Source organism: Leptospira andrefontaineae, from assembly GCF_004770105.1.
GTDB lineage: Bacteria > Spirochaetota > Leptospiria > Leptospirales > Leptospiraceae > Leptospira_B > Leptospira_B andrefontaineae.
In genome coordinates, this window is the sequence record NZ_RQEY01000012.1 from 212093 (window position 1) to 225194 (window position 13102).

General features: G+C 39.1%; 13 protein-coding genes. 4 read left to right on the plus strand and 9 right to left on the minus strand.

Annotated elements, in window-relative coordinates; genetic code table 11:
• Positions 1–103: 103 nt before the first annotated feature.
• The 3 genes from EHO65_RS07945 to EHO65_RS07955 are packed head-to-tail and all read right to left on the minus strand — an operon-like array spanning position 104 to position 4024.
• Entirely contained in the window at positions 104–649 is a 546-nt protein-coding gene (locus EHO65_RS07945) for a CsgG/HfaB family protein (RefSeq protein WP_135773586.1), read from the minus strand.
• A gap of 13 nt (positions 650–662) precedes the next feature.
• Positions 663–2804 carry a 7TM diverse intracellular signaling domain-containing protein gene (locus tag EHO65_RS07950; RefSeq protein WP_135773587.1) on the minus strand — a complete coding sequence of 714 codons (2142 nt, stop codon included), beginning with the start codon at positions 2802–2804 and terminating at the stop codon, positions 663–665.
• Positions 2805–2827: 23 nt separating this feature from the next.
• Positions 2828–4024, minus strand: coding sequence for a TraB/GumN family protein (locus tag EHO65_RS07955; protein WP_135773588.1), 1197 nt, complete (start codon positions 4022–4024; stop codon positions 2828–2830).
• A gap of 211 nt (positions 4025–4235) precedes the next feature.
• On the opposite strand from EHO65_RS07955, the gene EHO65_RS07960 reads away from it, so the two are divergent.
• The 4 genes from EHO65_RS07960 to EHO65_RS07975 all read left to right on the plus strand — a co-directional run bounded on the left by EHO65_RS07960 (position 4236) and on the right by EHO65_RS07975 (position 7267).
• A complete protein-coding gene (locus EHO65_RS07960; RefSeq protein WP_086445808.1) occupies positions 4236–4742 on the plus strand; it encodes a chemotaxis protein CheD in 507 nt (168 codons plus the stop codon).
• Positions 4743–4746: 4 nt separating this feature from the next.
• Complete coding sequence (locus tag EHO65_RS07965) at positions 4747–5598, plus strand: HDOD domain-containing protein (protein ID WP_135773589.1); 852 nt, start codon at positions 4747–4749, stop codon at positions 5596–5598.
• The gene (locus EHO65_RS07970; protein WP_135773590.1) at positions 5595–6134 is read left to right on the plus strand and encodes a shikimate kinase; all 540 of its coding nucleotides are present in this window, start codon (positions 5595–5597) and stop codon (positions 6132–6134) included. The genes EHO65_RS07965 and EHO65_RS07970 overlap by 4 nt, the downstream gene beginning before the upstream one ends.
• A 239-nt stretch (positions 6135–6373) precedes the next feature.
• The gene (locus tag EHO65_RS07975) at positions 6374–7267 is read left to right on the plus strand and encodes a tyrosine-type recombinase/integrase (protein ID WP_135773591.1); all 894 of its coding nucleotides are present in this window, start codon (positions 6374–6376) and stop codon (positions 7265–7267) included.
• Between the two features lie 4 nt (positions 7268–7271).
• Here EHO65_RS07975 and EHO65_RS07980 read toward each other — a convergent pair whose 3' ends face one another.
• The 6 genes from EHO65_RS07980 to EHO65_RS08005 all read right to left on the minus strand — a co-directional run bounded on the left by EHO65_RS07980 (position 7272) and on the right by EHO65_RS08005 (position 13061).
• Complete coding sequence (locus tag EHO65_RS07980; protein ID WP_135773592.1) at positions 7272–8684, minus strand: MFS transporter; 1413 nt, start codon at positions 8682–8684, stop codon at positions 7272–7274.
• Between the two features lie 45 nt (positions 8685–8729).
• The gene (locus EHO65_RS07985; protein WP_135773593.1) at positions 8730–10019 is read right to left on the minus strand and encodes an alanine racemase; all 1290 of its coding nucleotides are present in this window, start codon (positions 10017–10019) and stop codon (positions 8730–8732) included.
• 46 nt (positions 10020–10065) lie between these two features.
• A complete protein-coding gene (locus EHO65_RS07990; RefSeq protein WP_135773594.1) occupies positions 10066–10686 on the minus strand; it encodes a trimeric intracellular cation channel family protein in 621 nt (206 codons plus the stop codon).
• A 1-nt stretch (position 10687) separates the two neighbouring features.
• Positions 10688–11494 carry an SDR family oxidoreductase gene (locus EHO65_RS07995; protein ID WP_135773595.1) on the minus strand — a complete coding sequence of 269 codons (807 nt, stop codon included), beginning with the start codon at positions 11492–11494 and terminating at the stop codon, positions 10688–10690.
• Between the two features lie 9 nt (positions 11495–11503).
• A complete protein-coding gene (locus tag EHO65_RS08000) occupies positions 11504–12610 on the minus strand; it encodes an MBL fold metallo-hydrolase (protein WP_135773596.1) in 1107 nt (368 codons plus the stop codon).
• Between the two features lie 82 nt (positions 12611–12692).
• Entirely contained in the window at positions 12693–13061 is a 369-nt protein-coding gene (locus EHO65_RS08005; RefSeq protein WP_135773597.1) for a hypothetical protein, read from the minus strand.
• Between the last annotated feature and the right edge of the window lie 41 nt (positions 13062–13102).

Consider the following 13102-nt stretch of genomic DNA (forward strand, 5'->3'; position numbering starts at 1 on the left):
ACAGACAGATTAGGAACCAGCAAGTATTCTTCAAGTAATTACTTAAGAAACAAAGGACCGCTCACTATAGCATTCTTTGCTACTTTTAGAAGAAAGATCCTATCTATTTAACGGATTCCTTATATTTAGAATAGGTCTCGTTGTCCGAATCGAATACAATATCCGCAGTAGCGCAGATCACTCCGCCCAGTGAAACGATCCTGATATTCAGTAGAAATTCCTGATCCTGGAAAACAAGTTGCCCTAAAGCTAAATATTCCGCTCCGGAAAGTTTCCCTATAGAAACGATCTGATCGTTTAGCACTAGCCCGCTTGCTTGGAAATCCTGCTCTCCTATTACACGATTTAGCCTATCTCTTTCCAGCAATTGGAATGTTTTAGGATCGAATAATTCTTTTCCAAGTCTATCGGTGACTAGTCTTCCTAACTGGGAATTGCTCCCGTTTTCATTGATTATATTTAAGATAGCAAGCCTTGCAGGCAGTTTTCCGCCTTGAGCTTTGAGAGAAGACAAAAACTGGTATTTAAGTTCGGAGGCGATAGTTGCCACTCCTGCATTCGGATTTTTCGCCTTCTTTTTGACTTCTCCCGAAGAAACACACGAGAATAATAATATCGTAACTGCAAAGAGGAAGATCCAAATTTTCATTTTCCCGCCTATATTAAAAATATTTAACTAATGTGACTTGGTTTCCGGTGCTATTAAATTTCACCAGATCGAATGTAGCTAAAGTAAGTGTGAGCCCTCGTCCATGAGTGATCCCTTCCGAATTCAATTTTTCCATACTACTTTTTTGAAGCCTAGCATGATTAAAACCTTTCCCTTCATCCGTGATCCTTACTCCTATCCTGTCTCTGGATAGAGAATATTCTACTTTTACTTTTTTGGATTTATAATAAGGGTCCTTTTGCCTTTCCTGAACGAACCTGAAATAATTTCCGTCTGACATCGCCCTTGTTTTTTCTTCAAAGCTGATATTCAAATTTCCATGTTCGATTGCGTTGATGATCATTTCCCTTAGGCAATTTCTCATCGCAGTAATCGTTCCTGGATCCACAAATCTGTACAAATTTGTAGTCATTCTTTGGCTTAAGAGTTCTGCATTCTGCAAATAATTATTCGCAGTGTAAACCGTCTTTTCATCATCTACATACCTGGACATCAAGTCTTGGTCAGGTTCGAAAGCTCTTCCTAAAATTTCTCTTTGGCCCTCATATTCCAAAATCTGGAATTGGACCTGTAACTCTTTAGGTTCTCTTAAATATTTCTGTAGGAATTCCCCTAAGAATCGAACTGGTTTTCCTTCGGAAGCAAGTTCTTCCAATTTTTCTAATACATATAATTTCTTGTACGCATCTTGTAATTCACCCGCCTTATAGATCAGTTCCATAAAGTTTTTGCCGATCACTTCTTGGGGTTTAAATCCTATATGTTTGGAGACAGATCTGTTCGCTGCGAGAATATTCCAGTTTTGGTCTAAGGAGAATAGAAAGTCTTCTTCTACTTCGAATAAACTTCTATATTTCGCTTCCGATTCTTCTGCGTAGTTCCGTATATTTCCGAGTTCTTCTACTCTTTGTTTCAATTGGTCTGATAATCTTTTGATCCTATCAGCGAGTCCTAAGGATAGAAGGCTTACTTCCATCACTGAGCCTACTTGTATTCCCCACAAAGTGAAAAAATTATTCGGAAGTATCCCGAAAGATTTTAGGCCGAATAAAAAGCTGAAAAATAAAAAAGAAGACCAAGCGAATAAGAAGTATTTTGCCTCCCTTCTTCCCGCCAGTAAACATTGGACCCCATTGGAGATTAAAAATCCTAATGTAAAGAACATTAGAACCAAACTGCTCATGATAGCAGTTCTATATTCCCAAAGGAATAATGTGGAGATCATCCCCCCGAAACTAAGAGCAAAAAGTAGATAATATAATTTGGACGTTTTAGGAGTGTATTCCGGAGCATTTAAAAAAGATCTGCTGAATGCACCTGCAGTTAAGATCACTGAAAAAATGGAAAACGGCAGACTGTAGTTTGCCCATAAAACGGAACCTCTCCATAAATATTGGAAAGAAAGGCCGTTCAACGTAAACTGAAAGAGTATATAAGTTAATATATAAATAACATAATATAGATAACTTTTATCTTTAGTGGAAAACAACAGAAATAGATTATAGACCACCATGATCAACATGGAGCCGTAATATAATCCGAGTGCGAGTTGTTCGGTAAAAGAATGTTCTATAAATTCGTTTTTAGAAAATGCCAGAAATGGCAATAGGATAGAGCTGGAACTTGCAATCCTAAAATAGATCTCTCTTTTAGAGTCAGGCTCGTCCGAAAAAGGATACGCAAAATTTCGATGCTCGATCGGGCGAGTGCCGAATTCTCTCAAGTCTCCTGAATGATTGATTGCAGAATCGGAAGTTCTTCCAGAATACAAATCTACAAAATCTAAAAGTGCATAATCTATTTCTAAGATCCAATTTACAACTTTATCTGTTTGGTTCTCCGTCCGAAGACGAACCCATATCGCAGATTTAGAATATCCTAAACTGTTCTGGAAGATCTTTTCAGATCCTCCTTGGTCGAATATTCTTAATACTTCTTTAAATGACTTTTTACCTGTTTCGTCATGGTAAACGGAAAGATAAGGAAGAAGAGAAGAGCCATCCATCCTCTCTTCCAAGAAGAAACGATCCTTTTTTTCATAGGTCAGACCTTCTCCCCAAATGGAAAAAGAGAAGAAGATCATCAAAAGAAAACTAGAGAAGATTATAGATCGAGTCTTGATTTCCTTTCGCATGGGCTACAAATCGTTTGCAAATTTTAGAAAAAAGCGCCTACAAATTTTAGGATTTTATCAAAAATCTGTTTAGACACGATAAATGTCCCGATGCTACTTCCAATCTGAGGGAGCATAAATACTAAGAAGATACGAGTTACCTTATTCTTCCAATATCCGCCGAAAGTTTCGGTATCTTCTCCTAATCTTTCGAAATCTTCTACCAACGGTTTTCTAAACCAAGATTCAGATAAAGCCGCTACCCAACCCGGTTTGATGATCGGGTTAAAGTTTCCAATTGGAGCAGCAATAAATGCAAGAAGAATGGAGACTGGATGTGCAAGTGCGATGATAGCACCGATCGCGGCAAGTGTTCCCTTAACCAAGATCCATCTGATTAAAAATTCTTGACCTTCTTCCTTTCCTCCGAACCAGTAAAGTGCAGTGAATGCGGAGATAATGATCGCAGGAAATAATAAAGGACGAATTCGATCCCAGAAACCTTTTACAGGTTGAATATCTAAATGATCAATATCCTTATCTTCTACGATATGTTTTACGATACCTTCTAAATGTCCTGCACCAACTACTGCGAAAATTTTCTTACCTACTGCAGCTTGTTGTCTGATCCTTTGCGCTAGGTACGCATCTCTTTCGTCTATGATCACATTTTTAACGGACTGATATCTGGCAGGAAGTTGTGAGAATAGATCCTTGAGTACATCATCGGATTTCATCTCTTCTATTTTTTCAGGAGAGATCTCTTCTTTAACAATGAGTGAGCTAACCAAGGTGGAGAATAACATCATTCTACTCCAGAAACCTACGTTCCACCATGCCCTTTTTAGAGTAGTGGAGATCTCCCGGTCGACTGGTACGATCTTAGCGTGGATCTTATTTCCTTCTTCGATCGCTTTTCTCATTTCGTCACCTGGACGAATGTTTCCGTAGCCTAGTTTTTTCTGGAAAGAAGAAAGGATTAGGCTGGAAAGAAGGAGCCACATCTTTCTTTCCTTAAACACTTTGAAAATATCTAATTTTTTCCAATGATCCGGATCCTGAACGGATCTCATTCTAGAAGCACAAAGTTCCACACAGACCGTGTCCGGTTTTTCTTCTTGGATAATTCTAGAAACTTCATCTATACTTTTTTGGCTAATATGAGCCGTTCCCAAAATTGTGATCTGAGAACCGTTTAATTCCAAGGTGCGGATCGGTTCGGAGGAGGCGATTGTTTGCAAGAGGGTCGATTTCCTTTCTTTACATACAGTTTCCTTTAAGCTGGATGATATGAAACTCTATTTTTCCTAAAAGAGTGGGAATTCCCACAAGATTTTTAGAGGGTTAAATCGTCACATAATTCGATTCCCGCCCGGTAAAATTTCCGGGAAAAAAGATTTGAAGGAACTTCAATGATCCTAAAATACTACCCGGTTATTACTGACAGAAAGTATGCTCAATAAAGACGTAAAAATTATAAACGTCGGGATCGCGGATATCCAAGGAGGCCAGTCTCCTTCCATGATCCGCACCACATTAGGTTCCTGCATCGGGGTCGTTTTTTATTCTCCGGAGAAGAAGGTAGGAGCTATGGCCCATATCATGCTCGCCAAAGATCCTTCCGGAAAAGATTCCTCCAAAAATCCCCATAAGTATGCAGAAACTGCTCTTCCGGAATTGGTAAAAAGAATGACGGAGTTAGGTTGTGGTAAGGGGGAATATTTCGCTCGTCTATTCGGAGGAGCTTCCATGTTCAAGGGAATGAACTCGAGTTTCCTACAGAACATTGGCGATTTGAACGTAAGTGTCGCAAAAGAATTTTTAGATAAAGAAAAAATAACGTTACTAGTGGAAGACGTCGGAGGCCATGAAGGCAGAACGATTAGTCTCTATTTGGATGATGGCAGGATCCTTTTGAAGAAGGGCGGATTCGAAAAGTACCTTTATAAAGTCAGGTAACGGAATGAAAGAAAAGATAGATCAACTTTTTGAAAACGAAGCCCAGCTTCCTAAAATCTCCTCCGTAGTAAGTAAAGTTATGGAGATGGCGGGAAAACCGGACGTAGTCATCGCAGACCTGGCTAAGGAAATTTCTAAAGATCCTGGACTTACTGCTGCAGTGATCAAACTTTCCAACTCTGCATATTTCCGCCCTGCTAAACCTGTAAAAACTGTACAAGAATCGTTAATGACCCTCGGAATTAAGACAGTACAGGAAATCATTCTATTGAACGAAACCAAAGGGATTCTGAAAAAAGAACTGAAAGGTTATCAGGTAGATGGGGATTCCAACTGGATTCATTCTTTGATCGTAGCTGAGCTTGCTAAAAGGATCGCAGTTCAGAAAAAATTAAAAGTGGATAAGGATGTAGTATTTACTGCAGGACTTCTTCATAATATAGGAAAAGTAATACTAGCAGATTTCTTTCCCACAGTACTCATGCAATTCAGAACCGAATTACAAACCTACCAAGGGCCTTATACAGACTTGGAGGCAAAATTTTTCGGATACACTCACCAGGAAGCAGGAGCAAAACTTTTAGCAAAATGGAATTTCCCTGAGGAATTGATAGAAGTAGCCAGATATTATACTGAACCTGAAAAGGCCACTCAGTTCCCGGAACTAGTCTCTATCGTACATATCGCAAATTGTATCGTGATCCTTGGTGGAATGGGAATTGACATAGGCGGTTTGAAAATTCCACTCTCTTCTAAAGCCTTACAAAACGTAGGTGTGACAGAGGGAGATCTGCAAATGTACTACACTCTATTACCGGAGATGGCTAAACATATCGAAGAGTTGATCTCGGTTTGAAAAACATCGCCCTGATCGGCCCTAGAGGTGTCGGAAAATCTAAAATCTCCCGCAAACTTTCCAAACTCACAGGCAAACCGGTAATCTCTACAGACATGATAGCTGTCTACCTGACAGGTGGAGTGTCCATTCCTGACTTCGTAAAATCACATTCAGGAAATTGGAAACCTTTCCGTGACCTAGAATTCCAAATCCTAAAACAAGTCTCAGGTTCTCAAGATCTGATCTTGGATTGCGGCGGTGGGATCTTATTCGACCAAGACGAATCTGGTAAGGAAATTGTAAGTGAAAGAAAGACAAATATACTGAAAGAAACCTCGTTTGTGATCTCCCTTTCCAGAAAATCCGAATACTTAGTGGAAAAAATCCAGAACGATCCTACTCGTCCTCCTTTAAGTAGCGTTCTTTCTTATAAAACAATTTTAGAATCCAGATTACCTCAATACAGGGCTCATTCGGATATCCAGATTGCCTTAGATGACCGCAGTACGGAAGAAGTCTGCGAGGAAATCCTACGCAGATCCGGCTGGGCATAATACAAATAGGGCGATCTGCTCTTTCCTTGAACGCCCAAATTTACAAGATATTACAAAAATCATAAATATCTTTACGACTTTCTAATGGAATTAGAATCTTCGTTATAACCGGATGAGAAAAATATCATTCCAAAAAGTTCAAATCCGCTGTTGGAACTCCAACAGATCGGAATACGGAATTTTAGGGCATCCGGATACACAAAATATAAAAATGATACAGTTAGCACTAGAGGTCCGAGATGATAGATACGGAGGTCCCGAAGAAGAATAAGTCTTCCTTCGAGAAACTAGTAAAGGTAATTCGGCAAAGAAATTATAAAAAGGCGACCGAATACACTTACCTAAGATATAATTTGGACTTTCTTTTGTTCGCGGACAAACCCGCGGAAAAAGTAGTTACGAAAGATATCGAAAAGTACATAGAATATTTAAGGAAGAAGAAGGTTTCATCTTCCACGATCCAGATAAACATCAGTTCTTTAAAAATGTTTTTTGAAGAAGTTCTGGATATGAACGTATTCGAAGACTTTAGAAGACCTGCAAGGGAGTACAAAACCCCTAAGGTCCTGAACCAAAAAGAGATTACACTTCTTTTAGAGACTGCATCAGAGTCTCCGAGATCCCATCTTCTCTGTGCGTTAGCCTATTATGCTGGCCTACGAGTGGGAGAGATCATTCGTTTAAAATGGGGACAATTCGATCTTTCTAAAAAAACGATCAAAGTGGACTCCCCTATCCCGACTCAAAACAGAACCGTTTTGATGGATGGAGAATTACAAAAGATCTTGAAGAAATTCGAAAAGGAAGTTGGAACCGAGAAAAGTTCCTATTTGTTTCCAGGTAAATACCAAGGCACTCATTTGACTTCCAGAAACGTAGAACGTTTAGTCGGAGATCTGGCAAAGTATGCAGGGATCAAAGCCCAAGTTACCTTGTTTACACTCAGACATAGTAGAGCAATCCACCAATTGGCGGAAGGCAAAAGTCTGGAAGATATTAGGGAGTTTTTAGGTCATAAAAGTCTTGCGACCACGGAAAGTTACCTTCCAATTCGCAAAAACCTAAGGCCTCAGGTTAGACAAAAACATATCCAAGACGCTTTGAAAGAAATTAAGAAGAAGTACAAGTATTAAAGACTTATCCGGCCGGAGTGCCGGAACTTCTTCTTTTTTGAATATTCTTTTTTCTTGATAGAAGTTCCTGTATTTTTGCATGAACTTCGGAAGTCAGTTCCATTCTGGTAAAGATCAAAGAAGCTATAACAAATAAACTTCCTACAATAGGTCCAAATATTAAAGTTATTCTCCAGCCAAGTTCCGGGTTTTGAATCTGTGCCCCTGCCTGGTATCCGATTGTTTCTAATAAAAATCCTAAAAATGCGAAGCCGATAGCCCGAATGATCTTGGTTGCCATCTTCCAAAATCCAAAATAGGCACCTTCTCTTTTTTCTCCTGTCAGAAGTTCGTCATAATCCACTACATCTGCCACCAACGAATCGAAAAGAAGAATGGATCCCGCAAACATCCCGCCAAGAAATGCGGCAATCAACGGTACCTCATAAGATCCTTGGGGCAAGATAGGATACAAGATGATTGTCATAACTCCAAGTAGGAAACTTCCCCAAAATGCAGGTCTCTTCTTCCCGAATTTTTTTGCTAAGTACACCCAAAGTGGAATAGAGATCGTAAGAAAGAAAACAAAAGGAAGAAGGATACGTACCACCACTTGAGAATCCTCGAGCAGTAATCTTTCCTTATAGTACAAAAGTCCCAAAGAAGAATTTAAGGTCCTTGCAGCAGTTGCGACTATAAACGCTAAAAGTAAAGGCAGAAAATAACGATTTCTTAATATAAAACTTGCAGATTGAAAAAAGGATAAGATATTTTCTCCGACAGAAATATGGTTTGTTAAAGGTTTACGATATGGAAAATCTCTCCCTTTCGTAAAAATATAAGAAAAATAAGAAACAAAACATAATATAACCCAGATACTCCCGGAAGAAAAACTCCTGGATACAAATCCGTCTTTCCCGAATGAAACCCAGATCGCAGGAAGAAGTAGTCCCGACAAAAGACCAAGATTAGCAAAAAATAATCTCCAACCAAAGATCCGATTTCTTTCTCCAGGCGTAACACTGATCTCACCTCCTAAGCTAATATGAGGAACCGCGATCATTGTCATAAATGTATTCGTAAGAAAGTATGTGATTACCAAGTACAAAAACTTATGACCTTGGGTTTCCAACTCAGGAGGGGTGAAAAGAAAGTAAGCGCCCAATCCAAGCAAAAATCCGCCGATTAAAATATAAGGCCTTCTTCTTCCATTTGCGAAACTAGTTCGATCTGAGATATATCCCATAATAGGATCGCTGATCGCATCCCATAAGATAGCAATCAACATCGCCAAACCGAATAAAGAAGGTTTTAATCCTACTGTAGAAACATAAAAATCCAGAAGATAGATCTGGGCCATGGTTTCCACGGCAGTGATACCCACTTCTGCAGAAGCGTAACCTGCCATGGTACGATTCGAAAGAGTTTGTTCTTTCATAGAATAAAACTTTTTTCCAAAAACTACTGTGAGAGTTATCTTAACTTAATTGATAAAAGTTTTCCAAGTACCACTCAATTTGCCGGAACGAACCAGATAGATCTCTCCCATCTCCGCCATTACCTTTTCACTTTGTGTAGGTCTAAAAAACACATGATCGTCTGGATCTAAGGAAGTCGCCTTAGATCCATTTAGAATACTTTGGTTGGTGCTTGACCCGAATAAAGAATTGTCCTCGAGTCCTTTTGGAGATTCTTTTTTCGCGGAGAATGCTCCTCCGTAAATAAAGTACGTTACTTCTTGGTTCGGATTCCAGATCGGAAATAGAAAGGATAAAGATTCCAAGAAAGGAATTTTAGTCCCTTCTAATTTTTTCAAAACTGGAGTTGCGATATACACTGCAGGACTATGTTCTTCTAAACTTTCCACATCGAAGTCTGTAGGTTTTACCAAGGCGGAACCTAAGGATACATCGTTAACCACTCCTGGATTTTTTTGATAGAAGCTATAAGTTTTACTTCCTCCACCGTTAAATATTAGGTCCTTTTGGAATAAATTCGGGAACTTTTCCTTTCCTAACTTTACGAAATTAGAATATTTATCTAATGAGTTTAAGAGGGACTTTTCCATGGCGGAGATCTTATCTCCAAAGATCACGGGAACAGAAGCAACATGTGGTTCGTATCCCATATAACCGGAAAGTTCTAGATTTTTAGGATTTGTATGTAGGATTTCCAACGCGGAAATAGAATCTTCCGGTTTAGAAAATCCTCCTCTGTGTAATCCAATATCGATCTCTAAACTTAGTTTTAATTTTAGGTCCTTCTTCTTTGCAAAATCTAAGTATTGACTGACGCGAGTAGAAGTATCTACCAACCATTGTACATTTTGAAAATTCTCTTTTTTGGTTTTGGAGTATATATTTTCCAAAGCGGCGATCGGCATCGGTTTTCCCAAAAGAATATCAAATTTTTGGAATTCTGGATCATTCAATAACATGATGATATCACCGGAATGAAATACCATCAATCTTTTGGAACCCGTTGCATTTACGATATACTTAAGTAGATCCAAAGAAGGAAGAGATTTTACCACAACTCTATAAGATAAAGGTGGTTTGATCTTTTCTTTCAGAAGTTTTAGATTCGAATCCAAACGATCTAAGTCGAGTAATACGATCGGTTTCCCTGGACCATTTTGTTTGAGTTCAGTATTTAGATCCTGGAAATACGAGGTGTAAGAAGCGCCGTTATCTTTGGGCTTAATAAAAACAATTAGTAAAAGTGCGACTGCAAAGATCCAAAGTAATCCGTGATTAGACCCTTTTCTATACATCCTAAATTCTCCTCTGAAAAACCAGATCGGATTTTAGAATGTTAGACTATTCAGGCAAACGGAATTTAGGAAGAGATAGATTAAATCGGACTGCGATCATTCTAACTATGATCACAAGTAAGGCGGAGACAGCAGTGTTTAAACTTCCGTTCACTTCGAATTTATCTAATACAATGTATAAGATTGCTCCTGCCAAACATGCAGTTGCATAAATTTCTCTTCTGAATATCATCGGGACTTCGTTAATGAGAGTGTCTCGGATCACTCCTCCGAATACTGCAGATACCATTCCTAAGATAGCAGCTGCAAATGGATTTACTCCGCTGAGTAATGAGATCCTAGTTCCGATCACAGTATAGATCCCTATCCCAACCGTATCGAAAAAGAAAATCCCGGTTTTCATTCTGATCAAAAATCTAGGAAATATGAATGTGATCGCAAAACCTGTAAATATAGCCCAAAGCACATTGGAGTCGGAAACCCAAGAGACTGGATAATTTCCGAGTGTAATATCTCTTAATGTTCCACCACCAATCGCAGTGATAAATCCAGTGAAGAACACGCTGAATGCGTCGGCATGATAGGTCTTTTTTTCCGCAGCGGCCAAGGCACCGGACACAGCAAATACAGTGACCCCGGCCAAATTGAAAAAATAAGAAAGATCCACCTTAACTCTTTTTGTAGGTCTTCTGTTTTTTCTTTCCTTTACCCATAAGAGAAGGACTGAGTAATGCATTCAAACCAGGGAGGAAACTTCCGACTTTAGCCAAAAATCCTCTGGAGCCAGGGATTAAAACTTCCATAGGTTTGTTCGCGATCACTTTATTAAAGATAATATCAGTTACTTCTTCCGTTTTGAGATATCTGTTGCCGGAGAATGTCATGGAAGCTTCTTCATAATCTTTTTGAAGATCTAACATTGGAGTTTGGATAGCATCCGGGCAAACCACACTTACAAATACTTTTTTGGGTCTTAGTTCTTGAGCAACAGCTAAGGAAAATCCTCTGACCGCAAATTTAGAAGTAGAATAAAGAGAAATTCCAGGAATAGGGGCAACACCGGCCAAAGATGCAATATTTATAATATGCCCTCCCCCTTGTGCAATCATTCGGATAGAAGCTTCTCTAGTTCCGTACATCAAACCTTTGGCGTTGATATCGATATGTCTGTCTATATCCTTAGGACTTACATTCTCAATGTAACCAGGAAGAAGATAACCGGCCACATTCATCAGAATATCCAGCTTCCCCCATTTTTTATAAACAAGATCCATAACCTTCTTCCAATCGGATGGAGAAGTCACATCTAACTTTGAGATCAAAACCCTATTCTTATCAAACTTTTGTTTAGTAACGTAATCTTTCAGGGCTTTTTCGTTCAGATTGGTAAGAAGAATATTATGGCCTAAAGCATACGCTTTCTCCGCCAGATTTTTGCCTAAACCACCGCTTGCACCAGTGATGAGTATATTCATGTATATTTCCTAATGGGTAACTATATTACCGAATTCTAATTGTCCGAATGAGAAGGTAGGACTTGTTCCGGGGAAAAGCCAGAAACCGCTCATTTCGGAAGAAGGCATCACATTATAAAATTCAGGATTTCGCAAAGAAGGACCGGCAATCTCTTTTTCTAAAACCATGGAGATGTACTGATCAAGACCTATCTCCAAAGTATTTCCGTTTAAGATCACTTCCATTCCGGTATTTTTAGCATATTTACGCACGCCAGGGATACGAGATTTGAGTGGATTATAATTATCCGCACTTACTCCATTCTCACTAGTTACAAAAATTCCTTCCGGGGTATTTGCTACCAGGCTATGGTTTCCATATGTATGCCCAGGAGTTTTGATCAAAGCAACTCCCCCGCCCAGTTCGGTATCCGAATCTAAAAGAACGACCCGATCCATAGAGATCCCACCGGAACCATTAGGACAATACCAATCGGATTGAGGAGGAAGAAGTCCTTGGATGGAATTCCATTCTTCTTTCATGACTAAAAGTTTTGCATTCGGGAAATATCCAGGCTGCCCATTTGCTCCCAACCATTTTCGTAGATCCTGGGTATGTAAATGATCGAAAGAAATATAATCCACCTTCTCCGGAGGAAGTCCTACTTGTTTCAAACATTCTTCCACGGTATTCAAGGTAGGAGCCATGATCTTTCTTCCAATATTTTGAAAAGGTCCGAAACTCTGGGAAAGCCTTTTGAAAAACGGGGTTTCTGCATTTGCATCAACGTCAGAAGGAGAGAAAAGTAGAGTTTTAATCCCCTCGGAAGTTTTATATTGGATAATAAACAATCTGTTGATTATATGAAGAAACGGCGTAGGAAGACTAAATGCATTTAATAAAGCATATTTAGTAGGATATGGCACTCGGACCAAATCAAAGGATTTGTAATATACTATTTGTGGCCCCGATAAGAATTTATCTCTAAATCTTCTCGCTCTTTTACGAACATCTTCCAAACGATCCACTGGAGCAGGAAGACTTCGAGAACCTAAAAAATCTTTGATCGGTTTTAAGCTAGTATCTTTTTTAGAAGACGGTTTTTTGACTAACTTGGAAATATTTACCTTTGCCATAAGTTCATCCCTTCACATTTATTTCTGTTCCCGTTCTCAAAAATGAAAACGGGATTATCTGATAAAACTTTTTTATAAAAACTTAAAACGGTTTGTACAAAGCCAAGTAAGCGGAGAATGTACCAAGCACTGGAAGACCGAACCAAAGTATTTTTGCGAACTCAGGTTTTTTATAATAAGCAGTCAGTAGTCCGCCAAAGATCAGCCAGATCGCAATTTTAGCAATTACCCAACCAGGGAAACTAGTCAGAAGTCCAATTCTGGCTAACATTCCAAAACCGCCCAAAAGTATGAGTGTCATACCAATTCCATGAGCGGAAGCGATAAACTTTTTAGGAGCGTTCTCTTTTGTGCCTCCTCCTAATACGTGAAGTGCAAGACCACCGTACGCGGAGAATAAGAATAAAATACCAAGGATATGAATGAGTTTATAAACCGGATAAGAAATCATAGGTGATCATTCTTAAGATCCTTTGGTCTTATGGAAAGCGA

Bases quoted from the DNA above. Each gene is read 5' to 3' on its own strand.
- EHO65_RS07945 (WP_135773586.1), bottom strand. From the start codon at position 649: ATGAAAATTTGGATCTTCCTCTTTGCAGTTACGATATTATTATTCTCG.
- EHO65_RS07950 (WP_135773587.1), bottom strand. From the start codon at position 2,804: ATGCGAAAGGAAATCAAGACTCGATCTATAATCTTCTCTAGTTTTCTT.
- EHO65_RS07960 (WP_086445808.1), top strand. From the start codon at position 4,236: ATGCTCAATAAAGACGTAAAAATTATAAACGTCGGGATCGCGGATATC.
- EHO65_RS07965 (WP_135773589.1), top strand. From the start codon at position 4,747: ATGAAAGAAAAGATAGATCAACTTTTTGAAAACGAAGCCCAGCTTCCT.
- EHO65_RS07975 (WP_135773591.1), top strand. From the start codon at position 6,374: ATGATAGATACGGAGGTCCCGAAGAAGAATAAGTCTTCCTTCGAGAAA.
- EHO65_RS07980 (WP_135773592.1), bottom strand. From the start codon at position 8,684: ATGAAAGAACAAACTCTTTCGAATCGTACCATGGCAGGTTACGCTTCT.
- EHO65_RS07985 (WP_135773593.1), bottom strand. From the start codon at position 10,019: ATGTATAGAAAAGGGTCTAATCACGGATTACTTTGGATCTTTGCAGTC.
- EHO65_RS07995 (WP_135773595.1), bottom strand. From the start codon at position 11,494: ATGAATATACTCATCACTGGTGCAAGCGGTGGTTTAGGCAAAAATCTG.
- EHO65_RS08000 (WP_135773596.1), bottom strand. From the start codon at position 12,610: ATGGCAAAGGTAAATATTTCCAAGTTAGTCAAAAAACCGTCTTCTAAA.
- EHO65_RS08005 (WP_135773597.1), bottom strand. From the start codon at position 13,061: ATGATTTCTTATCCGGTTTATAAACTCATTCATATCCTTGGTATTTTA.